22 protein-coding genes are annotated in these 26,393 nt (G+C 70.3%); 11 read left to right on the top strand and 11 right to left on the bottom strand.

What is annotated here, in order from left to right:
- Positions 1–19 precede the first annotated feature (19 nt).
- Entirely contained in the window at positions 20–2,632 is a 2,613-nt protein-coding gene (locus tag JOF44_RS14300) for an excinuclease ABC subunit UvrA (protein ID WP_209892738.1), read from the top strand.
- Here the strand turns inward: JOF44_RS14300 and dnaB are convergent.
- Positions 2,622–4,001, bottom strand: coding sequence for a replicative DNA helicase (gene dnaB / locus JOF44_RS14295; protein WP_209892735.1), 1,380 nt, complete (start codon positions 3,999–4,001; stop codon positions 2,622–2,624). The two genes, JOF44_RS14300 and dnaB, sit on opposite strands and share 11 nt — an antisense overlap.
- 199 nt (positions 4,002–4,200) lie before the next feature.
- Here dnaB and JOF44_RS14290 point away from each other — a divergent pair, with 199 nt between their 5' ends.
- The 3 genes from JOF44_RS14290 (at position 4,201) to JOF44_RS14280 (ending at position 5,590) form a co-directional block, all read left to right on the top strand.
- Positions 4,201–4,596 carry a VOC family protein gene (locus JOF44_RS14290; RefSeq protein WP_245348957.1) on the top strand — a complete coding sequence of 132 codons (396 nt, stop codon included), beginning with the start codon at positions 4,201–4,203 and terminating at the stop codon, positions 4,594–4,596.
- A gap of 149 nt (positions 4,597–4,745) precedes the next feature.
- Complete coding sequence (locus JOF44_RS14285) at positions 4,746–5,246, top strand: hypothetical protein (RefSeq protein ID WP_209892731.1); 501 nt, start codon at positions 4,746–4,748, stop codon at positions 5,244–5,246.
- Positions 5,243–5,590 carry a PadR family transcriptional regulator gene (locus JOF44_RS14280; RefSeq protein WP_209892728.1) on the top strand — a complete coding sequence of 116 codons (348 nt, stop codon included), beginning with the start codon at positions 5,243–5,245 and terminating at the stop codon, positions 5,588–5,590. The genes JOF44_RS14285 and JOF44_RS14280 overlap by 4 nt, the downstream gene beginning before the upstream one ends.
- 13 nt (positions 5,591–5,603) lie before the next feature.
- Here JOF44_RS14280 and JOF44_RS14275 read toward each other — a convergent pair whose 3' ends face one another.
- The 3 genes from JOF44_RS14275 to JOF44_RS14265 form a co-directional block, all read right to left on the bottom strand.
- Positions 5,604–6,119, bottom strand: a complete 516-nt coding sequence (locus tag JOF44_RS14275; RefSeq protein ID WP_209892726.1) for a mycothiol transferase — start codon at positions 6,117–6,119, stop codon at positions 5,604–5,606.
- 55 nt (positions 6,120–6,174) lie between these two features.
- Positions 6,175–6,504 (bottom strand): GNAT family N-acetyltransferase, encoded by a 330-nt coding sequence (locus JOF44_RS14270; RefSeq protein ID WP_209892723.1) that lies wholly within the window; start codon positions 6,502–6,504, stop codon positions 6,175–6,177.
- Between the two features lie 99 nt (positions 6,505–6,603).
- Positions 6,604–8,409, bottom strand: a complete 1,806-nt coding sequence (locus tag JOF44_RS14265; protein WP_209892720.1) for a hypothetical protein — start codon at positions 8,407–8,409, stop codon at positions 6,604–6,606.
- Between the two features lie 150 nt (positions 8,410–8,559).
- Here JOF44_RS14265 and JOF44_RS14260 point away from each other — a divergent pair, with 150 nt between their 5' ends.
- From JOF44_RS14260 to JOF44_RS14245, 4 genes are all read left to right on the top strand, one after another.
- Positions 8,560–9,564 carry a hypothetical protein gene (locus JOF44_RS14260; RefSeq protein WP_342591793.1) on the top strand — a complete coding sequence of 335 codons (1,005 nt, stop codon included), beginning with the start codon at positions 8,560–8,562 and terminating at the stop codon, positions 9,562–9,564.
- 1 nt (position 9,565) lies between these two features.
- Positions 9,566–10,354, top strand: coding sequence for a ferritin-like domain-containing protein (locus tag JOF44_RS14255; protein WP_209892717.1), 789 nt, complete (start codon positions 9,566–9,568; stop codon positions 10,352–10,354).
- A 227-nt stretch (positions 10,355–10,581) separates the two neighbouring features.
- Positions 10,582–11,754 carry a DUF1611 domain-containing protein gene (locus JOF44_RS14250; RefSeq protein ID WP_209892714.1) on the top strand — a complete coding sequence of 391 codons (1,173 nt, stop codon included), beginning with the start codon at positions 10,582–10,584 and terminating at the stop codon, positions 11,752–11,754.
- On the top strand, positions 11,744–13,465 hold the full coding sequence (locus tag JOF44_RS14245; RefSeq protein WP_209892711.1) for an ABC transporter ATP-binding protein: 1,722 nt from the start codon (positions 11,744–11,746) through the stop codon (positions 13,463–13,465). The genes JOF44_RS14250 and JOF44_RS14245 overlap by 11 nt, the downstream gene beginning before the upstream one ends.
- Positions 13,466–13,675: 210 nt before the next feature.
- Here the strand turns inward: JOF44_RS14245 and JOF44_RS14240 are convergent, their stop codons facing one another.
- From JOF44_RS14240 to JOF44_RS14230, 3 genes are all read right to left on the bottom strand, one after another.
- Positions 13,676–14,251 carry a hypothetical protein gene (locus tag JOF44_RS14240; RefSeq protein ID WP_209892709.1) on the bottom strand — a complete coding sequence of 192 codons (576 nt, stop codon included), beginning with the start codon at positions 14,249–14,251 and terminating at the stop codon, positions 13,676–13,678.
- A 106-nt stretch (positions 14,252–14,357) separates the two neighbouring features.
- The gene (locus JOF44_RS14235) at positions 14,358–15,065 is read right to left on the bottom strand and encodes a response regulator transcription factor (RefSeq protein ID WP_209892706.1); all 708 of its coding nucleotides are present in this window, start codon (positions 15,063–15,065) and stop codon (positions 14,358–14,360) included.
- The gene (locus JOF44_RS14230; protein WP_209892703.1) at positions 15,065–16,660 is read right to left on the bottom strand and encodes a sensor histidine kinase; all 1,596 of its coding nucleotides are present in this window, start codon (positions 16,658–16,660) and stop codon (positions 15,065–15,067) included. Before JOF44_RS14230 ends, JOF44_RS14235 begins: the two co-directional genes overlap by 1 nt.
- Before the next feature lie 99 nt (positions 16,661–16,759).
- Between JOF44_RS14230 and JOF44_RS14225 the strand changes: the two genes are divergently transcribed.
- The 3 genes from JOF44_RS14225 to JOF44_RS14215 are packed head-to-tail and all read left to right on the top strand — an operon-like array spanning position 16,760 to position 20,324.
- Complete coding sequence (locus tag JOF44_RS14225; RefSeq protein WP_245348956.1) at positions 16,760–17,956, top strand: DUF1972 domain-containing protein; 1,197 nt, start codon at positions 16,760–16,762, stop codon at positions 17,954–17,956.
- Positions 17,957–17,964: 8 nt separating this feature from the next.
- Positions 17,965–19,143, top strand: a complete 1,179-nt coding sequence (locus JOF44_RS14220; protein ID WP_245348955.1) for a glycosyltransferase family 4 protein — start codon at positions 17,965–17,967, stop codon at positions 19,141–19,143.
- Positions 19,140–20,324, top strand: a complete 1,185-nt coding sequence (locus JOF44_RS14215; RefSeq protein WP_342591792.1) for a polysaccharide pyruvyl transferase family protein — start codon at positions 19,140–19,142, stop codon at positions 20,322–20,324. Before JOF44_RS14220 ends, JOF44_RS14215 begins: the two co-directional genes overlap by 4 nt.
- Before the next feature lie 21 nt (positions 20,325–20,345).
- On the opposite strand, the gene JOF44_RS14210 is transcribed toward JOF44_RS14215, so the two are convergent.
- The 4 genes from JOF44_RS14210 to JOF44_RS14195 all read right to left on the bottom strand — a co-directional run bounded on the left by JOF44_RS14210 (position 20,346) and on the right by JOF44_RS14195 (position 26,331).
- Complete coding sequence (locus tag JOF44_RS14210; protein WP_209892697.1) at positions 20,346–21,461, bottom strand: hypothetical protein; 1,116 nt, start codon at positions 21,459–21,461, stop codon at positions 20,346–20,348.
- A complete protein-coding gene (locus JOF44_RS14205) occupies positions 21,461–23,170 on the bottom strand; it encodes an ABC transporter ATP-binding protein (protein WP_342591791.1) in 1,710 nt (569 codons plus the stop codon). Before JOF44_RS14205 ends, JOF44_RS14210 begins: the two co-directional genes overlap by 1 nt.
- Positions 23,171–23,716: 546 nt before the next feature.
- Positions 23,717–25,114 (bottom strand): tyrosine-protein kinase domain-containing protein, encoded by a 1,398-nt coding sequence (locus JOF44_RS14200; protein WP_342591790.1) that lies wholly within the window; start codon positions 25,112–25,114, stop codon positions 23,717–23,719.
- Positions 25,102–26,331, bottom strand: coding sequence for a hypothetical protein (locus JOF44_RS14195; protein ID WP_209892692.1), 1,230 nt, complete (start codon positions 26,329–26,331; stop codon positions 25,102–25,104). The genes JOF44_RS14200 and JOF44_RS14195 overlap by 13 nt, the downstream gene beginning before the upstream one ends.
- Between the last annotated feature and the right edge of the window lie 62 nt (positions 26,332–26,393).

Raw genomic sequence — 26,393 nt, 5'->3', positions numbered from 1 at the left:
TGGGAGATACGTTGGCGGGATGGAACCTTCCGCCTCCGACGTCGCCCTGACCGGCACCGACGACGGCTTCGTGCATGTGCGTGGAGCCCGATTGCACAATCTGCGGGAGGTCGACGTGGATCTGCCGCGCGGCCGGCTGGTCGCGTTCACCGGGGTCTCCGGATCCGGGAAGTCCTCGCTCGCCTTCGGAACCATCCACGGCGAGTCCCAGCGCCGCTACCTCGAATCGGTCGCGCCGTTCGCGCGCCGACTGATCGGCAGCGCCGTCGACCCCCGGGTCGACTCGGTGACGGGCATGCCTCCCACGGTCGCCCTCGAGCAGCGCACCACCGGTGGCGGCTCCCGCTCCACCGTGGGCACCACCACGAACCTCTCGAACGCGATCCGCCTGCTGTACTCACGAGCCGGTGACCACCCCGCCGATGTGCTGGAGCACGGCTCCGCCCTCCACAGCGGGCGTCTGACCTCGGACTTCTTCTCGCCGAACACCCCGGACGGTGCGTGCCCGCGCTGCCACGGCGTCGGCGTGCTGCGGGAACCGACGGAATCCTCGATGGTCCCGGACCCGTCGCTGTCCATCGCGAGCGGTGCGATCGCCGCCTGGCCGGGCGCCTGGCTCGGCAAGAACTTCCGCGACATCCTGGCCACCCTCGGCATCGACATCCACCGCCCCTGGCGCGAACTGCCGAAGGAGACCCGCGACTGGATCCTGCACACCGAGGAGCAGCCGGTGGTGACCGTCCATCCGGAGCGCGAGCCCGGCCAGACCCATGGCACCTACCGCGGCCAGTGGCGCAGCGTCGAGAGGTACCTGCGCGACACCGTGTCCAGCTCCAAGGCGGAAGTGTCGCGGCGCCGTGCCCTGGCGCACTTCGCCACCGCCACCTGCCCGCTGTGCGAGGGGCATCGACTGGGGCCCGACGCCCTGCGCGTCACCTACGTCGGCCTGCCGATCTGGCGGCTCACGCAGCTGCCGCTGGATGACCTCCTGACCAGCCTGAGCGGGCGCCTCGCGGCGCTGCCCGAGGGCGAGGGCTCCCCCGAGGAGGAGGCGGAGCGGATCCTCCTGCCCACCGTGCTGCCGGTGCTGCGCACCATCGTGGGCCTCGGGCTCGGCCACCTCGCCCTGGACCGTCCCTCCCGCACCCTCTCCACCGGCGAGCTGCAGCGACTAAGGCTCGCCGCGCAGCTGCGCTCGGGACTGTTCGGCGTCGCCTACGTGCTCGACGAGCCCTCGGCCGGGCTGCACCCGAGCGAGACGGGCGTGCTGCGGCACCTGCTGGATTCGTTCCTCGCCGAGGGGAACTCGGTGCTGCTGGTCGAGCACGACATGTCGATGGTCGCCGACGCGGACTGGGTGCTCGACGTCGGCCCCGGGGCGGGCACCGAGGGCGGCGAGGTGCTGTACTCGGGCGTCGTCGAGGGTCTCGGCGAGGCGGACGAATCGGTGACAGCCCGCTACCTGTCCCCCGGACCGCTCGTTCTCCAGGGGGCCGACGAAGCGCGGGCGGCGCACGGATGGCTCGAGATCGACGGCCTGCGTGCACGGACCCTGCGAGATGTCGACCTGCGCCTCCCGCTCGGCGCGTTCACGGCGGTCACGGGCGTCTCCGGGGCCGGGAAGTCCACGCTGGTCACGCACTGCCTGGGCACGATCCTGGGGCAGCGGGTGCGGACCACGGTGGCCGATGAGCCCGATCCGTCGGCCGACGGGGATCCCGCTGCGAACGCCCTCGACGCCGGCACCGGCCCGGGCCCGGACGACGAGGCGGAGCAGGTGCGCCACGGGGAGGTCCGCGGCGCCGAGGGCATCGACCGGCTCGTGCACATCACGCAGAAGCCCATCGGCCGCACCCCGCGCTCCTGCCTGGCGACCTACACGGGGTTCTTCGACCGGGTGCGGCGTCTGTTCGCGGACACCCCGCAGGCGCGTCGGCGCGGCTGGGGCGTGGGGCGCTTCTCCTACAACGTCGCCGCCGGGCGCTGCCCCGAGTGCAGCGGCACCGGCCACATCGAGGTGGAGCTGGTGTTCCTGCCCGGCTCGTACGCGATCTGCCCCCGCTGCCACGGCAGGCGCTACAACGACGAGACGCTCGAGGTGCGCTGGGACGGCTTCACGATCGCCGAGGTGCTGGAGCTGTCCGTCGCCCAGGCCCGGGCCGTCTTCGCCGAGGACCCCCGCATCTCCCGAGCGCTGGACGCCCTCGCCGCGATCGGGCTCGGCTACCTGACGCTCGGTCAACCCGCCACAGAGCTCTCCGGCGGTGAGGCGCAGCGGATCAAGTTGGCCGCCGAGCTGCAGCGCACGGTGCGCGGCCACAGCGTGTACCTGCTGGACGAGCCGACCTCCGGACTGCATCCTGCGGACGTGGACCTGCTGGTGACAGAGCTGAACCGACTCGTGGACGCCGGGCAGACGGTGGTCGTGGTCGAGCACGATCAGCGGGTGATCGCCCACAGCGACCACGTGATCGACCTGGGCCCCGGGGCGGGCGACAAGGGCGGGCGGATCATCGCCCAGGGCGCCCCGGCCACGATCGCCGCGACGGCGGAGAGCGTGACCGGAGCCGAGCTGGACCGGTCGGCTCACGGCTCGGGCTCGCGAGCGGGGCGGGCTCGCCTCAGCCGCTGAAGCCGCCCCCGGCGTGCGCCATGTCCTTGAACCGGGAGTAGTGCCCCTCGAACGCCACCGGGATGGTCTTGGTGGCGCCGTTGCGGTGCTTGGCGATGATGAGATCGGCCTCGCCGGCGCGAGCGGACTCCTTCTCGTAGTAGTCCTCGCGGTGGATCAGCAGGATCAGGTCCGCGTCCTGCTCGATCGAGCCGGATTCACGCAGGTCGCTCATCATCGGGGTCTTGTCGGTGCGCTGCTCGCTGCCACGGTTCAGCTGCGAGATCGCGATGACCGGCACCTCGATCTCCTTCGCCAGCAGCTTCAGGGCGCGGGAGAACTCCGAGACCTCCTGCTGGCGGGACTCGACCTTCTTGCCCGAGCTCATCAGCTGCAGGTAGTCGATGACCACGAGACCGAGGTCGTGCTTCTGCTTCAGGCGCCGGCACTTCGCGCGGATCTCCATCAGCGACATGTTCGCCGAGTCGTCCATGAACAGCGGGGCGTCGGCGATGCGACTCATGGCACGGGCCATCGCCTGCCAGTCGCGGTCGTCCATCGACCCGTCGCGCATCCGGTTCATGGGCACCTGCGCCTCGGCGCTGAGCAGACGCATCGTGATCTCGGTCTTGTCCATCTCCAGGGAGAAGATGACGCTGGCCTTGCCGTTGTGGATCGAGGCCGAGCGCAGCACGTCCATGCCGAGGGTCGTCTTGCCCATGGCGGGACGGCCGGCGAAGATGATCATCTGGCCGGGGTGCAGGCCCTGGGTGAGGTCATCCATCTCGGCGAAGCCGGTGGGGATGCCGGTGACCTGGCCGCCCCGGTTCTGGGTGGCCTCGATCGTGTTGAGCGTCTCGTCGATCACCTCGCCGAGCGGGAGGAAGTCCTCCGATGCGCCGCGCTCGGTGACCGCGTACACCTGGGCCTGTGCCTCGTTGATGACCTCGTCGACCTCGCCGCCGTCGGCCGCGTAGCCGAGCTGCACGATGCGGGTGCCGGCCTCGACCAGGCGCCGCAGCTGGGCGCGCTCGACCACGATCTCGGCGTAGAACCCGGCGTTGGCCGCGGTGGGGACCATATCGATGAGGTCCGCGAGATAGGCGCCGCCGCCGACGCGTGCGAGCTCGCCGCGCTTGGAGAGCTCGTCGGAGACGGTGACGAGGTCAGCAGGCTCGCCTCGTCCGTACAGATCGATGATCGCCTCGAAGATCATCTCGTGCGCCGGGCGATAGAAGTCATTGCCCTGCAACGTCTCCACGACATCGGCGATGGCGTCCTTGGACAGCATCATGCCGCCCAGCACGCCGCGTTCGGCCGGGAGGTCCTGGGGCGGGGTGCGCTCCAGGCTGCGGTCCGGTCCTGCTTCGAAGGCCTCCGTAGATGTCACCGAGCCAGTGTAGGAACATCGCCTGGGCGCCGGGGTCCAATCGGCGGTCGACGGTGGATGAGATACCCCTGGGGAGGAACGTTCCGGGGCGTCGGGCCGGGCTGACGGAATGACGGGCTGACGGGCTGACGGGCTGACGGGCTGACGGATCGACAGACCGTCGCGCTGGAATGACGCACCGCACTCCTACCGTGGCTCCATGCCGAACGCCACCGCCCCACACGCCATCGCCCCGCTCGCCTCCGTCTCGCTCGACTGCCCCCGCCCCGATGACCTGGCCCCCTTCTACTGCGCCCTGCTCGGCCTCGAGGAGGCCTTCGCGTCTCCCGACCGCAGCGTGATCAGCCTGGGCGGCGCCGGTCCGATGATCACCCTGATGCGCGCCGAGGAGTTCACTCCGCCGCGGTGGCCGCACGGACCGCAGCGGGCCCAGATGCACCTGGACCTGGCGGCCGAGGACCTCGAGGCGACCGTCGCCGCCGCCCTCGGGATCGGTGCGCGCGAAGCGGACGTCCAGCCCCGGCCCGCGGCCTGGCGGGTGATGCTCGATCCCGTCGGCCATCCCTTCTGTCTCAGCGCCGTGCGGCCCGACTGAGGTCCCTCGCGGCCGAAGGTGACCTCGCCCGTTCCATGCGGCCGCACCCCGGCCTCGCGCCCCCTTGCTCCGCGCAGTGAACCAGAGGTACAGTTCCATTAGTCACTGCACCTCTGGTACACAGCCGTCGGGTGCCGAGGAGGGACATCATGACCACCCCACCCGAGTCAGGATCGGCCCTGTCAGGACCGTCCTCGTCGCCGCCTCCCGGGGCCGCCTCCCGGACCGTCCGCGCCCACGCCAGCCTGTTCCCCTACGCCCTGTCGATCCTCGCGGCCACCGTGATCGTCCACCTGATCATCGTGCTCGCAGGCAACCACATCACCGTGCTGACCACGCTCCCCCTGGTCGTGGTCGCGATCGGCTACGCGGTCTACCTGATCGTCTTCGGCCGCGCGCTGGGCCGGGTGCGGTACGGGCGCCTGGTGGCCCACGCCCTCACCTACGCGATGGTCAACACCGGCTACCTGCTGCACGCCTACATCCTGGTCGCGTCGGCCTCCCCGGCCATCCAGGGCGACGACCATCTCGCCCTGGACGCCGGCTGGTTCGGCGCCAGCCTCGGAATGGCCGGGTTCTGGGGGATCGGCCTGATCTGCCACGGTCTGGCCGCCCTGCGGGAGCGCGGCTTCGAGGCCTCGCGCCCATGAGCATGCAGGACGCCCCGTCCCCCGAGGACGCCGAGTGGGCCGAGGAGCTGGCCCGCTCCTGGGTCGAGGTCTACAAGAAGTCGGCGACCACGCTCGCGCTGCTGCGGATCGTCCGCACCGACGGTCCGATCTCGGCGGCCGCCATCGCGCCCCGCTTCGCGGAGACGACCGGGTGGTCGCTCACCGATCGCGGTCTCTATCGCACCCTGCGGCGACTGGCCGATTCCGGGGTGCTCGGCCTGGAGAAGGTGGACGTCGCCCGCACCGGCGCCAAACGCCAGGACTTCGCCCTCACCCCCGTCGGCCGCGCGTATCTGGACCGCATCGAGCGCGAGCTGGTCTGACCCGACGCGGCGGTCAGTCCCCGCGCGGCAGCGGCATGCCCAGGACGTAGGCCGCCTGGGCGAGATGCTGGATGGCGTCGTCGAGGATGCTCACCAGGCGGGCACCGCGGGTGACCGGCGGGTCCCACTGCGCGTCGATGACGTCGTCGAGGTCGGAGGCGGTGACCCCTTCCAGGTAGAGCTCGAACGCGTCGAGAGTCGCATCGAGGTAGGCCAGCAGCAGATCGCCGTCGCTGACGAGGACCCGGCGGGCCTCCTCGGGGCTGTGGCCGTAGCCGACGGTGTCGCCGACGGCGCCGAGGTCGAAGCGCTCGGCGAACCCCTGGGCGGTCCACACCTGGTCATCGCCGGTGAGCGAGGCGAGCTGGGCGTCGATCTCGCGGCCGGAGTGCCACAGCAGCCAGGCGACGGAGTTGTCGTGACCGCCGGGGCGAGCGTTGAGGGAGACGGGGTTGAGCTGCACGCGCAGCTGCGCGGCGGCGTGGCGGGGGCGGGAGGTGAGATCGCGGAGGATGTCGAGGGCGTCCATGCCCTGACGCTACCTGGGACCACCCGGCACCGAGAAGGGCCGTCCGACAGGCAGGTCACCGCTCGTCGAGGACGACGCCCTCCGCCTGCTCGGGATGGCGCTGCACCCAGCTCTCGACGAAGGGGCAGATCACGGTGACCTGGAGGTTCGCCGCCCGGGCCTCGGCGAGGGTGGTGCGCACCAGGACGGAGGCCACCCCTTCGCCGCGATGGGCGGGGTCGGTGACCGTGTGCACCAGCTCGATGCCGCCCCGGGAGCGCTCGTAGATCATGATGCCGACGACGTCCCCGTTGCGCACGGCCTCGAAGCGGCCCGCCGCGGCGTTGTCGCGCACGGCGATGGTCTCCTCGGGCCCGTGGGTGTGCTCGTCGGGATCGATCGTCATGACAAGGGGGTTCCTTCCGGGCGGTCATTCCACCGTACGGCAGGCGGGACTCCGCGACCAGGGCGGATCCGGCCCGATTCGATCCGGTCCGGCCGGCGCTCAGTCGGCGCCGAGCCGGGACAGCAGCGCCTCCGCACGCTCGACGTCCTCGTCCCGGCCCAGGCGCGCCCACCCGTCGCGGGCACGGCGCGCGGCGCGCCGGGCCGATCGGGTCTCGCCGCGATCGGCGAGCATCTGGGCGTGGCGGTCGTCGACGTAGGCGGCCCAGGACAGGGCGCGCTCATCGTGCCCGGCCGGGACCTGCCCGATCAGCTGCATCGCCTCGCGGCGGTGCTGCTCGTACGCGGCCGCGTCCACCCCTTCCTCCTCGCGCCGGAGCGCCTCGCCGATCGCGATGAACAGCCCCACCCGCGCATCGACCCGGTGGTCCCAGAGCTGCTCGGCGGGCAGCAGCGGGCGGCCGCCCTCGGGGCGGGCACGACGCTCGATCGCGGCCGCGGCCTCGCGCACGTTCGCGGTCCGCCCCAGGTCGAGGGCCCGGCGTAGCGCCAGCGCATGGGCGCTGAGCTGGGTCGCGACCATCTCGGCCCGCTCGGGTGCCGGGGTGGCCAGGTCATCGGCCAGCCAGCGGGCCTCGTGGGCCAGCCGGCGCAGCTCGGTCAGGGCCGCCGGGTGGTCCGCGGTGCGCTCGTGGATGCTCGCGGCGAGGCGGGAGGCCTCGAGCGCCGAGCGGTGATCGCGGTGCTCGCGGGCGATCCGTCGGGCGCGCTCGAGGGGGGCCCAGGCCGCCTCGTAGCGCTCGGCGTGCATCCGTTGGGCGGCGACTGCCAGCAGCGGGCCGATGCGCAGGGTCTCGCGCTGCAGCGTGCGCTGGAGGGAGGCGAGACGGCCGGAGGTGAAGGAGGCCTGCTCGGTCGCGCCGGCGGCCATCAGGGCCTGCAGCAGCTGGGTGATCAGGCCGACGCGCAGGGGCGGGTCGTCGACCTCGGCGAGCGCGCCGAGGGCCTCGAGAGCGTGGTGGGCGGCCTCGAGGGGATGGGTCAGTGCGAGGGTGCGGGCCAGCACCGCATGGGCGGCGGTGGCGGTGCGCTGCGGGTCGCGCCGGAGCTGCGGGGTGTCCGCCTCCTGCTGAGCGATGGTGTCGAGGACGTCGAGGGCCTGCGTGGTGGCACCCTCGGGGTCCCCGGTCGCCTCGAGAGCCTGGGCCAGGTGCAGGCGCAGCGCCGTCTCCGGGTCCCCGAGGATCTGCTGACGGACGGCGGGCAGCGCGGAGAGTGCGGAGCGCAGACGGGCCACGGCGCGGCGCGGATCCACCGTGCCGCCCCGGGCCCCGTCCGCACCGGGGAGCGTGGTCTGCTCCAGGGCGCGCACGACGACCAGCAGCTCCGGCGACGCGGTGACCTGCTCACCGCGCCGCCGGCCACGACGGGGGCCGAGGGCGCGGTCACCGCCGGAGGCGGCGCTGGTGGCCGAGTCGTCGCGGGTCCACGATGCGGGGCGGCCGTGCCAGGCCCCCCGCTCCAGCAGCACGGTCACGGTCGCCGCGGCCTGTTCGCGGTGCCCGCCGCGGTGGAGCACGGAGACGATGTCCGTCGCCGTGCGCTCGAGCTGCTCGGCGTCGTCGGTGAGGACGGCGCCGTGCCGGACGGCGCGCAGGAGGGCGAGACGATCGGCCGACGGCGCGGGGGTCCCCCGGAAGGCGGCCGCAAGGGCGCGGGCCTCGCGGTATCGTTCGGCGTGCACCAGATCACTCACGCGATGGGCGGCCTCGAGGACGTCCCGCGGGGTGGGAAGCGGCACACCCGGGGGGCGCAGAGCCACCCGCAGCGCCTCGAGATTCGGCAGTCCTGCCTGGTCACGGCGCTGCCCGGAGTCCGGGAGAGAGGACGCGCCGCTATCGATCACACTGGGGAACCTACCAAGCGGCACTTGGGTGGGCACAGGGTCACGGACGAATCGCCCATGCACTACCCAGCGCGACTCCCTACAATGTTCACGGCCCCGCCGACGGATGCATCTCGCAACCGCCCTGGTCATGGGGAGAAGAGGTGGAGTGTGGTCATCGGTACTGCAGCGAGCTCGCCACAGGCGGCCGCTCGCTCCGGCCGCCGTCGCCTCGATGATCGCCCTCTCGCGGCGAGCTCGACGACGGCGCGCCCGACCAGTGCGAACCCGACGACTGCGGACCCGACGACACGGAGCCCGTCGGCCGAGCCCTTCGCCGGGCACCTGCATCTGGACGAGACCATCGCCCCGGTGCTGGTGACGGACTTCGACGTCGCCGCGTACACCCGCCGCGGCACGAGCCGACTGCCCGTGGACACCGGCCTCCTCGCGGCCGAAGAACCTCTGGCGGCCGACGTGCGCACCGCCCTCGGCGTGCTGCAGCGTCTGGAGTCCTCGGCGCTGTCCGAGTCCCGGACCATGCTCGCCACCGCCACCGGGAACGAAGCGCGGATCACCGCCTTCCTGGGGACCTGGCTGGTGGACCGGTACTGGCAGTCCCGGGCGCTGCGCGATCTGCTCACCGGGGATCATCCCGTCGAGCGCCCGCAGGTCCAGGGCAGGCTCCATCCGCTGCGCACCCTGCGCCGCGTCCACGTGGGCCGGGTCCAGCCCCTGCTGTCCCCGCTGTGGACCGCGATCGCAGGGGAGGCCGTCGCCGCCGGACACATGGCGCGCATGGCGATCCAGGAGGCCTCCCTGCAGGCCGCCCTGCACGCGCTCTCGCCCCGTCTCGACGGCGAGGCGCGACGCGTGGTCGACCTGGTGGCCGCACGGCACCAGGCCGCGACCGACTTCTTCACCACCGAGGCGATCGCCCGCATCGACCGGTCCCGGGCCGAGGCGGCCACCGCGCGCCTCGTGCTCACCCTGGGGTCGCCGCTCGAGGGCGGGAACATCCCCGATGCGGACCTCCCCGCCGCGCTCGCGGTGCTCGGCGCCGAGGCTCGTGACCGTGCCGCGCTGCGCCGCGCCCGGTACGAGATCACCCGGCTGCTGCCGGGGCCCGATCTCCCGGACCCTGTCCTGACCGCCCTGCCCCGAATCGGAGTGTGAGATGGCCTTCGATCTCGACCAGTTCGCCGAGACCTCCGTCCCCGTGAAGTACGAGGACCTCGACTTCGACCTCTTCGACGACCAGCCCCTGGATGCGCAGACGCTGCGGTCGCTGCGCTACATGTGCGACGTCGAGTACCACACCTCGTGCTTCCTGCGGGACCTGCTGGTGACCCCCTCCCATCGGGAGGAGGAGGCCGGCGGCTTCATGACCATGTGGAACCGCGAGGAGTTCTGGCACGGCGAGGCTCTGGCGAAGGTGCTGGCCAAGCACGACATCATCGTCGACTACGACGAGATCAAGGCCAAGCGCGTCAAGCTCGGCTGGACCGGGGCGCTGGGCCCGCTGAAGCAGTCCGTGCTCACGAACCTGGCCGGCACCGACTTCGTGGCCGTGCACATGGTGTGGGGCGCCGCCAACGAACTCTCGGCCGTGGCGGCCTACCGGCGGCTCTCGGCCCTGACCGACCATCCCGTGCTGTCCCCGCTGCTGAAGCGCATCGCCCAGCAGGAGACGCGGCACGTCGCCTTCTACACCACCCAGGGCCGCGAGCGGCTCCAGGCCTCCGAGACCGCGCAGAAGATCGTGCGCCTGGTGATGAGCCGGGTGTGGAAGCCCGTGGGCAGCGGCATGATGGACGAGTCCGAGGTGCGCCACGTGATGGGCCACCTGTTCGCCGGGAAGTCCGAGGAGCTCGACAAGCTCGACACGCGGGTCCAGAAGCTGCCGGGCCTGGACGGCCTGACCATCTTCCGCAACGCCTTCGCCCGCCTCGGCATCGCCGCCTGAGGGCGGCCGGCCGCCGAGGTCCGCCGCACCGCCGGGGAACGGCGGGCGACGCAGCGACGAACGGACGGTGAAATCTCCGTCCAGAACACTGCTGACCAGCACTGTTCTCTCTGAGACTCCTCTCATCGCCGGCTCATCGCCGGCTCATCGGTGACCGGTTCACTGACTCTCGTCAGGCACGGTCCACCCCTGGATCGTCCGCCCCGAGACGACATGAGGAGCCCCCGATGACGATCATCAATGCCGGCGTCACCGACACCGCGACCGTCCCCGTCGCCACGCCCGCCCCCGTCCCCGACGTCGTCCCCGAGGACCTCCGCACCCGGGTCGAGCGCGCGAAGCACGCCTTCTCGACCCGGGATGTCGGCGCCTTCCTGCGCCGCGCCGAGGAGATCGACCTCATCACCGAGGGCCACACCCCGCAGGCCGGCGAAGTCGTGCTGGCCCGGGTGACCTCGGTCGGGCACCACAAGCGGCTCGAGAGCCCCGTCTCCCGGCGGCAGGTGCTGTTCCCCGGGGACGAGATCGTGGTGGCCTACGGCAGCCGCTACGCCGCCGACCAGTTCCTGTCCACGGTCCCCGACGACCTCGGCCCCGCCCACCTCGCCGCGGCCGGCGGGCTCGCCTCCCGCGTCATCGAGCAGCACGCACGCGTCGGCGAGGCGACCGCGATCGAGCCGATCGGCGTGCTGCGCGACGCCCACGGCCCCGTCACCCTCGCCCGCGCCGCCGCGCACCACGTGGTCCCGGACGTCGCCGCCCGGGCGGACCGTCCCGCCCACCACGTGCCCGTCATCGCCGTGCTCGGCACCTCCATGAATTCCGGCAAGTCCACCGTGCTGGCCGAGCTCGCGCACGGGCTGGCCGCCGCCGGACTGCGCGTCGCCGCGGGCAAGACCACCGGCACCGGCGCCGGCAACGACTACAACCTGTTCCTCGACGCCGGTGCGCACCGCGTCCTGGACTTCACCGACTTCGGATACCCCTCGACCTTCCAGGTCGACTACGACGAGGTCCGCGACCTGTTCCTGTCCATGGCCGACGAGCTCGCCGGCGGCGGCGAGCAGCCCGACGTGGTGCTGCTGGAGATCGCCGACGGGGTCTACCAGGGCGAGACGTCCCGACTGCTGGCCGAGCAGGAGTTCGGCGCGGTCGTCGACGCCGTCGCCTTCGCCGCGGGCGATGCCCTGGGCGCCGTCGGCGGCGTCGGGGCCCTGCGGGACCTCGGGCGCACCCCGGCCTTCGTCTCCGGCGTCGTCACCAGCTCCCCGCTGGCCACTGCCGAGGCGCGTCGTGCGCTCGAGGTGCCGGTCGTGGAGACCTTCGACCTGGGCACCGCCGACGTGGCCGGGCAGCTGGTGGCCGATCTGATCGCGGAGCGCACCGCCGATGCCGCGTGAACGTGAACCGGTCCAGCTGGCCAACGGTCTGCTGAAGAACGCGCCGCCGCTGCCCCCGCTGCTGCGGGGCGCGCGGCGGCGCTGGGTCAGCGTGCTGGTCGCCCTGGGGCTGGGCCAGGCCGCTCTGGCCGCCCTGTCGGCCTGGGCGCTGGTGACGCTGCAGGCAGCGCCGGCAGGCTCCTCCGCCCTGCTGCTGCGGGCGCTGGTGCTGCTGGTGCTGACCGCTCTCGCCGTCGGCGCGCTGAAGGTGCACGAGCGGGTGGTGGCCGAGAAGCTCGGCCAGGACTACGTCCACCAGCTGCGGCTGACGCTGCTGGGCGACGCGCTGACGCCGGGGCACGCCACCTCCCTCGGCGTGACCGTCGCCCGCACCACGAACGATCTCTCCTCGGTGCGCAACTGGGTCTCCCAGGGCATCGCCCCACTGGTGGTCGCGGTGCCGCTGATCGGCGGCAGCCTCGTCACTCTCGCCGTGCTCCACCCGTACCTGGCCGCGGTGATGGCCGCGCCGCTCGTGGTCCTGGCCCTCTGCCTGGCGTTCTGGGCGCGCACGGCCCTGATCAAGACCCGTCGGATGCGCCGCACCCGCGGGAAGCTGGCCTCGCGCATCGCCGACACCGTCACCGCCTCGGACGGGATCCTCGCCTCCGGCGGAACCACGCGCGAGCTGCGGAACCTCCGCGAGGCCTCCGACGGCCTGGTCAGGATCGCGGTGGACCGCGCCGAGACCGTCGGCACCATCCGAGCCGGCGGGATCGTCGCCTCGACGCTGACCACCCTGCTGGTCGCCGCGGCCGGCACCTACCTGGGGCTGTCCCCGGGGGTGACGATGGCCGCGATGGCCGTCGCCGGGATCGCCGCCACCCCCGTGCTGGAGATCGGCCGGATCGTCGAGTATCGGCAGACCTGCTCCTCCGCCCGGATGGTGCTGGGTCCTGCCCTCGCGGGGGCCGAGGCACGCCGTGAGCGCGCCCGCGCCCGGCGCCGGGCGGCCGCGGCTGTCGCCGCCCCCGTCGGCGACGACCTCGTGCACCTCGACCTGCCCGGGCTGACCGACGACGGGCCGCTGCGCGGCCGGCCGGGCGAGCTCGTCCGTCTGGTGTCCCCGGACCCCGCCGCGCCCCGTGAGTTCCTCCGCCGCCTGCTCGAGCTCTCCCCCGGGCCGGAGTCGGAGCGGCCCGACTCGGTGTGGGCCGGCGGGGAGAATCTGCGTGCCGTCCCGGCCCGGCGCACCCGGATGCTGCTGGGCTCCGCGAGCGCCGGTGCCGTGTTCGAGCGCGGGTCCGTGGCGCGCGCCCTGCATTACCGCCGGCCGGACCTCGACGGCGCCCATGACCAGGAGACCCTCGATCTCGTCGGCCTGAACGTGGGGAGTCTGCCCCGCGGCGCGCGCACCACGCTCCGCCGCGGCGGCGAACCGCTGGACCGCTCCGATCGGGCCCGCCTGGCCCTGGCCCGCGCGCTGTACGGCGCCCCGGCACTGCTGCTCATCGACGGCCTCGAGGGAGACCTCGACGACGCCGGCCGCACGATGCTCGATCGGGTGCTGGCGGACTTCCGCGGGGTGGTGGTGATGATCGGGTCCGACGGCCTGGCCGCTCGGCTCGGGGCTCGCGAGCACCGACTGCCCGGGCTCGACGGGGGCGGTCGACCCGTGACCGTCGGGAGTCGGGACCGCGACGCCGCCGAGGAGGAGGCCGAGGACGATTGAGGCGCGGCGGCCGCGGCCACGGGCCCGGCGTGCGCGGCCCGACGGCAGGACCCGGCGTGCGCGGCCCGACGGCATCGCGGCCATCGACCGCGCACGACCTGTGCACGGCGCGTCCATGCGTGGACGTGCCGTGCACAGGTCTCAGGGGTCGCGGTGTCGCAGGGCGACGACGAAGAGGTCGGGTCGGAGGATCCTCAGCCGTCGTCCCCCTCAGTCATCATCGTCGTCCCCGTCATCGCCGCCGTCATCGTCGTCGCCGTCGTCGTCGCAGTCCCACTCCCCGTCGTCCCATTCGCAGGAGCTCGACGGAGCGGGCGGCGGGGCGGGCTGCTTCGGCGCCGCGGACTTCTTGGGGGCCGCGGGTTCGCGGGCAGCGGAGCTGTCGCCGCTCGAGGAGGAGCCGGTCGACCCCTCCGAGCCACCCGAGCCGCTCGAGCCGCTCGAGCCGCCGGAACGCGCTGCGCTGGTCGGCTCGGGCGCCTTCGAGGGCTCGTACTCGAGATCACCGGCGCTCGAATCGGCCTTCTGATCGCTGGCGGTCGATCGCGGGAGGGCGACTGACTCGCCCGCAGAGGCTGCCTGTTCGGGCACGTCCCCGGGCAGGGCGGACGTCTCCCCTCCGCCGTCCGAGGACGCACCGCTCTCGCCGTCCGAGGCCGCAGAGCTCTCGCCGACGGAGATGCCCGGCGGCTCCACGGGAGTCTCCTCGATCGAGGGCAGCAGGGCGAGGGCGGCCGCCGAGAGGGCGACGGCCATCATGATCCCGGCAGTGCGCAGCGTCTTCATGCCCGGCATCCTTCGTCAGTGCGATGAGACCGCCGTGAGTCGATCATGAGAGACCTCTCATGATCACCGCTGACCTGGGCGGATCGCTGTTCGTGAGCAGTCGTGGTCAGGCCGCGGGGTCCACCAGCTTGTAGCCGGCACCCCGGACGGTCACCAGGCGCTTCGCCCCCAGCTTGCCGCGCAGGTACCCCACGTACACGTCCACCACGTTCGAGGCACCGTCGTAGTCGTACCCCCACACCTTCGACAGCAGCAGGTCGCGGGTGAGCACCTGGTTCGGGTTCTCCAGGAAGACCCGCGCCATCGTGTACTCCCGGGAGGACAGCTCGACCGAGCGCTCGCCCCGCTCGTCGGCCCGGGCCGTCTCCGGGGTGAAGGTCGCGATCCGGGTGCGCAGGTCGAGGGAGAGGTCGCCGAGGGCGAGCACGTCATCGCTGACAGCGCCTGCACCGGTGGACGCCTCGCGGGCGCGCAGCTTCACCCGGGCCAGCAGCTCCTCGAAGCGGAACGGCTTGGCGATGTAGTCGTTGGCCCCGTTCTCCAGGCCCTGGACGGTGTCATCGACCCCGGTGCGTGCCGTGACCATGAGGATGGGGATGTCCACGTCCATCTCGCGCAGGGCCTTCAGCACCTGGAAGCCGTCCATCCTCGGCAGGCCCACGTCGAGGATCAGCAGGTCGAAGTCTCCGCTGGAGGCGAGGTCGAGGGCGCTGATGCCGTCCTCGACGACGGTCGAGGCATAGCCGTTGGCCTTCAGTCCCCGTTCCACGAATCGGGCGATCCGCGCCTCGTCCTCGGCGATCAGGATTCTCATCAACTGCTCCTCGTCGTCGTGTGCGGGGAGCCGGCAGGCCCCCTGCGATCATCGGTGCGATCACCGCGGGGCCCGGCGGCATCGCGGGCGCCGGGCCCGTCCTCCGCGTCGCCCTCGACGCCCGTCCTCTGCGTGAACTGCGGAAACACGAGCGTGAAGGTGGAGCCGCGCCCGGGAGCGGACAGCAGGCGCACCTGCCCGCCGTGCCCTTCAGCGATGGCCCGCACGATCGGCAGTCCGAGCCCGGACCCCGAGCCGCGGGCGCCGTCGACGCGGGTGAAGCGCTCGAAGATGCGGCGCTGGTCGTCCTCGGCGATGCCGACGCCCTCGTCCCGCATGCCGACGTGGATCTCGGGGCCGACGGGGCCCAGCACCTGGTCCACCGAGAAGAGGATGCGGCTGCCCTCGTCGCTGTAGCGCACGGCGTTGGCGGCCAACTGCACCACGGCCTGGGTGAGGCGCTGCTCGTCGGCGTCCGCGACCACGTCCGCCGCCCGGACCAGCGCCCACTCGCGCTCGGCGATCCGCTCGATCCGGGCGAAGGCGGAGCGGGCGAATTCCTGCATGTCCAGCGGCGCCGGCCGGACGTAGTCGGGGCGGGCCGAGGCCGCCAGCTCGGAGAGATCGCCGACGACGCGCCCCATCCGGTCCAGCTCGTCGGTCGCGATCTCGTGCGCCTCACGCACGTCGTCCGGGTCCTCGAGGTCGGTCATCTCCAAGGTCCCGCGCACGATGGTCAGCGGGGTGCGCAGCTCGTGGCCGACGTCGCTCATGAAGCGGCGCTGCTCGGCGAAGCCGATCTGGATCCGCTCCAGCATGCGGTTGAAGTTGGTGGCCAGGGCGGAGATGTCGTCGTTGGCGGCGGGCACCGGGATGCGGTGCGCGAGGTCGTCGACGGTGACCTGTTCGGTGGCCGAGCGCAGCGCCCCCAACGGCTTGAGCAGCCGCCCGGTGACCACGTACCCCACCCAACCGGCGATCAGCAGGGTGACGACGGAGAGGCCGGCGAAGGTGGCCACGGACTGCCACAGCTCCTGCTTCTCGACGCCGATGTCGTTGCCGATCACGAAGACGCCCTCGGCATCGTCCCCGGCGACCTGCACCGAGGCCACCAGCACCCGCAGCTCCCGGTCGCCGAGGGTCATCGTGGTGGTCACCGTCCTGCCCGGCTCGTGCACCGCCATGATCTGCTCCAGGACCTCCTGGGACCGGGCGGAGTCATCGGGCACCAGCTCGAAGTCCTGGCTACGGGGCTTGTGCGCCGGCCGCCCGTCGATCAGTGCGATGACGGACTCGTTGTCCGAGGGGGCGGCGGACTCCGTCGCGGCCTTCAGCACCGCGTCGACCGTGGTGTGCGTGAAGCTGCCGTCGTCCTCCGTGGACTCCGCGATCAGCTTCAGCTCCTGGTACTCCTGCAGCAGCTCACCGTGGACGCGGTCCTCCAGCGCCCGGAACTGCACCGCATAGGTGAGGACGCCGGTGACGGCGAGCCCGACGACCATGAAGGCGAGCATCGTCGTCAGCACGCGCGTGCGGACGGTCCAGCTGCGTCCCGCCCGGCGCGTCGCCTCCCGCCTGCTCTCCCGTGCTCTCATGAGGGCATCGTAGGCGGACAGGCGGGGAAAGCCCGATCCAGGGACGGGGCCGGAGCGAGTGGCCTGGACCGGGGAGGGTTCACGCACTATATTGGGGCAATGCCACACAATTCGGACATTCAGGGGTCCCGTGGCGGTCGGCTCTCGATCGCCATGGTGGGGACGAGAGGTGTACCCGCCGCCTACGGGGGGTTCGAGACCGCCGTCGAGGAGGTCGGACGGCGGCTGGTCGAGCGCGGTCACGACGTCTCGGTGTATACGCGCAGATCCGGTCAGCGCATGCGCGAGCATCTCGGCATGCGCGTCGTGACCCTGCCGGCGATCCCGCAGAAGCAGCTCGAGACCCTCAGCCACACCGGAGTCTCGGCCCTCCACCTGATCACTCGGCGGCGCACGGATGCGGCATTCGTGTTCAACGCGGCCAACTCGCCGTTCCTGCCGCTGCTGCGCGGGCGCGGCATCCCCACCGCACTGCACATGGACGGCCTGGAGTGGCGCCGCTCGAAATGGGGCCGACGCGGCAAGGCGTACTACCGCTGGGCGGAGGAGTTCGGCGTGTGCCACGGGGACGCGCTGATCGCCGACGCTCCCGGCATCTCCGATTACTACCGCGACCAGTTCGGGGTCCGCACGGAGCTGATCCGCTACGGCGCCCCGATCCTCGAGCAGGCCCCCGACCTCGGGGTGCGCGAGCTCGGCCTGGAGCCCGAGGGATACCACCTCGCCGTCGCCCGGTTCGAGCCGGAGAACCACGTGCTGGAGATCGTGGAGGGCTACCGCCGCAGCTCCGCCTGCCTGCCGCTCGTGGTGGTCGGCTCCGCGCCGTACAGCGCCGAGTACACGCACGCGATCCGCAGCGCGGCCGACGGGGACCCCCGCATCCGCCTGCTGGGCGGCGTGTACGACCAGGGACTGCTCGACGCCCTGTACTTCCACGCCCTGACCTACGTGCACGGCCACTCCGTCGGCGGCACGAACCCGTCGCTGCTGCGTGCGATCGGTGCGGGGACCCCGGTGATCGCCTATGACGTCGGATTCAATCGGGAGGTGCTGGACGACGAGGGCTGGTTCTTCTCCGGGGCCGATGACATCGCCGGCCTGTTCCATCTCACGGAATCCGCGCCGGCGTCCGTCGCCGCCCAGGGACACGCGAACCGTGTGCGGGCGGCCTCGGCGTTCCGCTGGGACGACGTCGCGACCGCGTACGAGGACCTGGCGCGGCGGCTCGCCCGTGGCGAGTCGATCCGGCACGAGTCGCCGCGACTGCGGCGCCGTGAGGAGGAATGGGTCGGATGAGCACCGCGATGAGCACTGCCGAGATGAGCCCCGAGGGGAAGACCATCCTGGTCGTCCATCCGGGGGCCGAGCTGTTCGGCTCCGACCGGATGCTGCTGGAGAGCGTCATCGGGTTTCGGGAGGCAGGGTGCGCGGTCGTCGTGGCGCTGCCCTCCGACGGTCCCCTGGTCCCCGAGCTGCAGCGCGCCGGCGCCCGGGTGACGATCGTGCCCATGCTCGTACTGCGCAAAGCCCTGCTGCGACCCCGAGGATGGCCGACGCTGCTGCGCTCGTCGCTGACCGGTCTGGTGAGCGCCTGGCGGCTGCTGGGACAGGTACGGCCGGACGCCGTGTATGTCTCCACGATCATCATCCCCCAGTGGCCGCTGCTCGCGCGGGCGCGCAAGACCCGCTCGATCAGTCACGTGCATGAGGCAGAGGCCGCCGGCAATCGGTTCGTCAACGCCGCGCTGTACCTGCCCCACCTGGCGTCGACAAGGACCCTGGTCAACAGCGAGTTCAGCCTGGCGACGATCCGCGACGCCCTGGTGCCGCTGGCTCGACGTGCCGAGGTGATCTACAACGGCGTCACCTCACCCGAGGACCCGCAGCCGCCGCGGGCAGAGCTCACGGGCCCGCTGCGGATCCTGTATCTCGGGCGGCTCTCGCCACGCAAGGGCCCGGACCTGGTGCTCGACGCCGCGTCGCGGTTGCAGGACGCTGGTCGGTCTGTGGCGGTCACCCTGCTGGGCACCGCGTTCGAGGGGTACGAGTGGTACGAGGAGCAGCTGCGTGAGCAGGCCGCTTCCAGCGGAGTCGAGGTGGCGTTCGCTGGCTTCCACAGCGATATCTGGCCATTCCTTGCGGAAGCCGACGTGCTGGTGGTCCCGTCGCGGGGCGACGAGTCCTTTGGCAACACCGCAGTCGAGGGGGTTCTCTCGCTGCGACCCGTGATCGTGAGCGACTACAGCGGGTTGCGAGAGGCTGCCAGTCGCTACGACACCACTCGCCTGGTCATACCAGATGATTATGCGGCGATCGCGGCCGAGCTGGAGTCCCTCAGCACGATGTGGCCGCAGGTCGCCCGCGAGGTGCACAGCAATCGTGTCGTGGCGCTGCGGCGTCATGCGCCTGAGGTGTATCGGCGGGACGTGACGGCAGCGGTGACAGAGCGACTCCGCACAGCACCGATGCTGGCGATCGGATGAGCGATCGAGGGCCAGAGGGCATCACGCCCCGAACAATGAACACCGGACAAGGCAGAGAAGCGACTTTGTCCATGAGCGCGAACGGGTCCCCACGCATTCTAGTGCTGTGGGCCGAGGAGTCGTCCCCGAACCTCGGGGTCGCCGTCCTCGCTCGGGGCTCCCGCGACCTTTTGCTGCGTGCCTTTCCAGACGCCGACTTCACCTTCGCGAATTACGGGGCGCGACCGCCCCAGGTGCCGTGGGGGCGGCCTCGTTCGCTCCTGCGCGAGCGAGTTCTGCCTCGTTACGGGATGCAGGGATACTTTCGGAGCTTCGACCTCGTCTGGGACACGCGCTCCGGCGACAGCTTTACGGACATCTACGGCCTGGGCCGCCACCTGACCATGAGCACCGTGCATGAGATGGCTCGCCAAGCAGGGGCGAGGATGGTGATGGCCCCTCAGACCATCGGACCATTCGCCACGCGGCGCGGACGTCTCCTGGCGTCGCGAACACTGAAGCGTTCGGAACTGGTCGTGGCTCGTGACCCCGAAAGCGCGCAGGCAGCGGCGGGTCTCGGCCGCGCACCGGATCTGACCACCGCCGATCTGGTGTTCGCGATCGACCAGCCCTCCCCCGCGCCGCGTCGGGACGTGCTGCTCAACGTCAGCGGGCTCCTGTGGCACGAGAATCCTCATGTATCTGCCGAGGGGTACCGGCGCGTCGTCCGCGAGACTCTGGATCTGCTCCGCGCCGAGGGCCGTGAGGTCTCTCTGCTGGCCCATGTGCTTGACACCCCCAACCCGGACAACGACGTGCCCGCCATACGGGCTCTCGCCGACGAGGTCGAGGGGGACGTCGAGGTCATCGTGCCCGAGGATCTCGACTCCGTTCGCGCAACGATCGCCGGGGCCAACGCCCTGATCGGATCGCGGATGCACGCGTGCCTGAACGCCCTCTCCGTCGGCGTCCCCGCCGTCCCCCTCGCGTATTCGCGCAAGTTCGCACCGCTGCTGCACTCGGTGGGGTGGACCACCGGATTCGACCTGCGCACCGATGATCTCGAGACTCTGCCCCAGAAGGTCGTGGTCGCGACAGAGGCCCTGGATCCCGCGGAGGCCGAAGCCGCCGCGGCGAAGGGGCGCGCCAGTCTCGATGCCGTTCTTGACCTGCTGCGGAGCTCGCCGCGAGTCACGTCATGACGGATGCGCGCACCTCGCCCTCTACGGCCCGGGGGTCGCTCGACTCGAGGATCCGGACGGGAGACGGTCGAACGCATCTCGAACCTCTTCCCATCGTCGGCGCAGGGATGCTGTGAAGACAGCTCGGTCGACGTCCCCTTCAGCCAAGGAATCCTTGTGTGCCGCGTAGGCGATACGGGTTAGGAGCAACCCCGTACGCTCGCTCGGCGTGCCATCCCAACTCTGGTCAGCGACTGCGAAGAGCGTCGCAAAGGAATAGTCTTCATCGCCCACGAGGAAGCGCCGTATGGCCTCACTCCCCGCGGCGATGAGTATGCCGACGGGGTAAACGAAGTACGGGTCCACCTGGAGATCACCGAGGTCTATGGGTGCGGGTCGCCCATCCGACCGCATCACGATGTTCTTCGCGTTGGCCTCCCGCGGCGACGGGATCCACGGTGTCTCGGAGGAGAGCCACTCGATCACCGACGCCTCCCATGCGCGAGCGAACCCCGGTGGGACGTCGACCTGCGAGAGCAGGACGTGGAGGTCCCGGTCCGTGAGGGACGGAGCTTCGCTGCCATACGCCGCCACCAGAGCTGTGAACTGCTCGACAAGGATCGTGATGAGCCCGGCCCGTTGCTCGTGCGACACGTCACCGAGATAAGCGCCCTCGATGAGTTCCTCCTCGACCACCGCACCATCGTCTCGGAACCAGAGCTGCGGTGCGGAGACGTGATCAGAGAACTGCCGTCGGCGGCGTTCGTCCGCCGCCGACACCCTACCCGTTCCATACGTTCGGAAAACACGACTCCCCGCATGATCGAGGACGACGATCCCGCCATCGAACGAGGCGACCACGAGTTCAGCCGTCCTGCCTCGCCGTGAGCCGAGCACCACGAACGCACCAGCCATCAGCCGGAATCGAAGGTAGAGCGTCGATGCCCTCGCGGATATCGACGAGCGCCCGCCTTTCGTCCGCAGGAGGTGGCCCGGAAGGTGGGCGCCCCGACGCGCCCAGAGCGTCTCGGAGCGCGGAAAATAGATTCCCGGGCGGAGAAAGCTCGCCCCGCCTGCTGCCGTTCGGCGATTTCGCCGGATGCCCCTCCACAGCGAGGCGGCCCTCGGCCAGAAGCTGCGGAAGTCCTGGTAGGACATCACAACCGATCCCCGAGGCTCAGGCGCCCTGCGGAGGGATCGCTGTCGACGGATCGCGTAATGGTCGTGACCTCTCGGAAAAAGTCGTTCGATGTGAAGAGCTCCTCCGCCGTCTCGAACCCTTCGAGATGGGCATCCTTGATGACCATGACACGGTCACAGACGGTGAGTGTCGTCAGACGATGTGCGACCAGGAAGACGATGGCTTCGCCCGCAAGCTTTTCGAGGGACTGCTGTACGAGCCCCTCGGACTTCACATCCAGTGCGCTCGTCGGCTCATCGAGAATCACGACCTTGGGGTTTGCCGCGAAGGCACGCGCCAGGCAGATCCGCTGAGCCTGGCCGCCGGAAATACTGGCCGATCGCAGGCCGACGACAGTGTCATACCCGTCGGAGAGGCTCAAGATGTCCTCGTGGACATGCGCACGCTGCGCAGCCTGGACGACGTCCTCGTCCGTGAGATCCTCGCGGAAGAATCGGATGTTCTCCCGCACAGAGCCGAAGACGAGCTGCGGCATCTGCGGCACATACGCCACCAGTTTCCGCCAATCGGTTCGCTGCATGTCCTGTGCCGCCAGACCATTGACGAGATAGTCCCCCGTGGCGGGCTCCCTGAGTCGGAGCAAGAGCTGAACGAGGGTGGATTTGCCGGACCCTGAAGGTCCGACTATCCCGACTACCTCCCCCATCTTCACCGAGAAGGAGACGTTTTCCAGGGCCTTCTTGCCCGGCGTGTACTCATAGGACACGTCTCGGAACTCGAGGTTCTCGATGGACCCCAGCGGGGTCGAACCCGGTACTTCGGCATGTTTCTCATACTGCTCGATCGCATCAGCGAGGTGGAGCATGAACGGAACCTTCTCGTCGATGGTCGTCAAAGAGGTCTGGACACGCTGCCCATAGGTGACGGCCCGCACCAGCATCAGGACGACCGCCCCCAGCGTCGTGACGGACTGGGTGCCGGCCAGGGATACGACCAGAAGCGCAATGACCAGGATCAGGAGCGCGGTGCTCTGATAGAGGGCTGGCACGGCCTGACTCATGAACCGAGTGTGCTGGAATGGTCGCTGCACAGCGCGAAGCTGATCGTAGAAAACGCCGCGATACGAGGGGCTCGCGCCGAACACCTGGATCTCCTCGGCGATAGACGCGACGTCCTGTGTGGTCTTGGCATACTCGATACCCTCGGTGCTGAGGTTCGTCGAACTCTTCCGAAGATTCCTGGCCATCGGGCGCAGACCGATGAACAGGGCGAGAGACGCCACCGTGATGACGGCCGCCGCAGCTGGGCTCAGCGCCACAGCGGAGATCAGCAGCGTCAGGAACATCAGCAACGACGAGATCGTCACGCTCATGACGATGATCGTCTGGGCCGTGGCGTTGACCTGGTTGATCATGAGCGATTGGAACCCGCCCTCGCGCTCGCTGCCCTTCACGCTCCACGTGGAGCCGACGAATCCGTCGAATAGTCGCTTCCGTAGGCGAGCCATCGCCTGCGCACTCATGCGCGCCGGCAGATAGGCGACGAGGAGTTGGAGCGCGCCCCTGATGACCGCGATGACCAAGCTCGCAACGATCATCTCCATGCGGCTTCCCTCGACGCTCATGCCGAAGAGCGTCACCTGGACGTCACCGGCGCCTTCCGCGATGGCCATCGCGATCGAGGCGATGAGGGTGAGCAGGAGGGCTTCCGCCAGGCCCGTCGCCACAGAGACCACCGCGATGAGGACGATCTGCCACGTGGAACCGGTGAAGAACGTAGATATTCGACGCCACGCGGTCAGCGTTTCCCGGACCCTCGCCACCGGAGACTTCGTGCGCTTCCCTGACCCTGTCATTCTGCAGCTCCGCTCGAAGATCTTCCATCGTGGCGGTTCACATGGGCCGGCCCGACTTCATCGACCCCTCGGGAGAGATTCGCATCGCCGACCCCGAATCGGTGAGGGCGCACGCACCACAGACGCCGAAGGTCTGCTCGACGACGACGCTCCGTCACGTCCTCGGGCCGAAGTGCCACATCGATCACCCCGTCTGAAGCGGAACCTGAGGCTTCGGCCCCGTTGTGAGCCGCTCACGCCATCAGTGGCCCAACTTATCACGATATGTCCGTTTCTGCATGCAGTGCGGACAAGTGGCTGCGGCCGCACGTTACGGCGCCGAACCGCCCGTTCCGCCTCCGCCGCGGTCGCTCACGACGCCCATCGCCGGGCTGAACGGGCGGCACGCTTCGGCCACCTGCCCAGCCGCAGAACGCCTTATTTCTCGGCGTAGTAGCGGTCCCTACCGCGCACAGGCCGTGCCCGATTCAACACCGTACCGAGGATCCGGGCACCCCCCATCTCCAGAGTCTTCATGCTCTGTGCCAGCGCCGCCCGCCTGGTCTTGGTCGCGTCCACCACGAGGAGTACGCCATCCGTCAACGGAGCGAGAAGGTTCGCATCCGCGACGCTGAGGGTGGGCGGAGTGTCGATGATGACGTAGTCGTACTTCCCTGACACTGCGGCGATCAGCTCCTCCATCCGATGGGACGTGAGCATCTCAGCTGGGTTCGGCGGGATCTCGCCGGAGGGAAGAACGTCCAGCGTCGTCCCGCTCACCGAGTGCGTGGCGACTTCCAGGGTGACTTGCTCGAGCATCACGTTCGTCAATCCGACGGAGCCGTCGATCCCGACATGCACGTGGACTCGGGGGCGCCGCAGGTCTGCGTCGATGAGCAGCACCGAGTGGCGCAGACCAGCCAGGGTCATCGCAAGATTGACTGAGACGGTCGACTTCCCTTCCCCTGGCATTCCCGCCGTCACCAGCAGAACTCGCACTCTCGAGCTGACATTCGCATAGGTCAGCGCGGAACGGATCCGGTGGAAGTCCTCCGCGGTCGGGCTCAGGGGCTCTTGCGCGACCGCGAGGGCGCGAGACTGCAGGAGCGGAGCCTTCGAGACGACGCCGAGAACAGGGTCCCCTCCGGCTTCGACCAGGATCTCCTCGTTGCGGACCCGAGTGTCGAGCAGCGCGACGAGCAGCGCGAGGGCGACACCGATCACGCCGCCGGCGACGCCCCCCAGCAGGGTGTCCCGAGACCTGTCCGGCGAGGACTGCGACCGGGGTGGGACCGCATCGTCGTAGATCGTGACGGTCACCGACGGGGAGCCGTCCGCGGTCTTCGAGCCGGCCTCGTCGAGCACTTCGATGAGCTGCTCGGAGATTGCGGAAGCAAGATCTGCTGCACGCTCGGGATCCGCCGAGGTCACCGTGATCTCCATCGTCGAGGTGTCTTGGGGAATCGATACCGAGATCGAGCTCGACAGCCCGCGCGGCGTCGCCTCCAGATTCAGCTCGTCAATAACCGGCTGGAGGACGAGCGAGCCTTCGACCAGCTGGGCGTAGGAGAGCATCTGGCTCTGCGTGTAGTTCGACCCTTGGTTCAGGTCGGTAGCACTGTCACTCTGCGCGATGGAGAAGTGGAGCGAACTGGTCGCCGTGTACAGCGGCGTCTGGAGCGATGCGTACCCGAAGGTGCCCGCAGCACCGAGTACGGCGGCGAGCACGACCACCCACCAGAGCTTGCGCAGCGCGGTGAGAAGGAACGACAGATCCACCCGTGAATCGGACATAACACCCCCTGATGGCTCGATCCTATCGGTCACGGCGCCCACAGGGACCGGGACGGAACAGGAATCCCTGCTCCCCGACCGGGCCGTTCCAGGACGATCTCATCGTCGGGCTGACCGGATGCCGCAGCACCCGACGTGATGGCAAGGCCGACGCAGAACCAGAAGAACGTCCCGTACTGCGTGATCATCGCGACCACGACCAGACTCGGCATCTGGCCGGCTACCGCGATCGCGCCCGCGCTCCGCTCCTGGCGACGCACCATCATCAGAACTGCGCAGAAGATCACAACGATCAGCAGGAACGTCGGGACGTAGCCGATCCTGAGCAAGATCGAGAGCAGCGCATTATCTACCGAACGCTCGAAGTATCCGAGATAGAAGTCGCCCGAGACCAGAGTGGCCCAATCCCCTGCGTTGCCGAAGAGATCCACCTGGCGAAGAAGCACCAGCAGGTCTGTCCGATACTCGGCGCTCACCTCGGCCTCCTCACCGGCAGCGCCGAGCACGGAATTCAGCACCGGGACGACCACGGCGACGACGACGCCGAGACCGACGATCCCCGCACGCAACCACCGGGACAGGCCCGGAAGCAGCAGAACCGACAAGGTGATGGTGAGTGCCAGAGTGATGGCCCCCGTTCGGCTGAAGGTCAGCACGACGGCAGCCACAAGCGCACCGAGCGCGAGCATCGTGGGAGCGGGCCTCCAACGCGCCGCGATCACGAACGCCGACGACATTGCGAGGGTCGTTCCGAATGCGATCGAGTGGCCGAACGCCCCTTCGACCCTGAGCACACCACCCCGAGGTTGCAGTTCGCTCCACGTCGAATACAGCGGCTCCGGGCCCGGGACCAGCACCCACGGGTTGAAGGACGTCGCGAACTCGAGGACGCCGAGCACGGCTGCGACGACCGCGACACCTGCGATAGTACGCGTCACCCAGCGGACTCCGACCCGTGCGCAGGCGACGCGCCCCCAGACATACGGGACGACCCATTCGAGCACCGCCGTGACGGTCGGAGACAGAGCCACGCCCTTCAGCGCGAACATGCCGCACAGCACGATGAGGAACGCAGCCATCCACCCGTCGGCGAGGCGCAGCGAGACTCTCGCCCACGACACGAGCAGCAGCAGCACGGTGAGCGCCGTGATGGCGGACCAGAAGAAGCCGACGCTGATCCCGACCCACACCGGGACGAAGAAGAGCACCAAGACCCACGCGACGACGGATCCCCTGGGGAGAGCGCGGAGCGCGATCACCGCGACCACCAGCGCCGCGAGGGCACCGAGGGCGAGCAGCGCGGTCGGCGCGGCAGTGGTCA

It is taken from the genome of Brachybacterium fresconis, from assembly GCF_017876515.1.
Classification (GTDB): Bacteria; Actinomycetota; Actinomycetes; order Actinomycetales; family Dermabacteraceae; genus Brachybacterium; species Brachybacterium fresconis.
The sequence above is the reverse complement of the archived record's forward strand: the minus strand, read 5'-3'. Positions and strand labels throughout refer to the sequence as shown.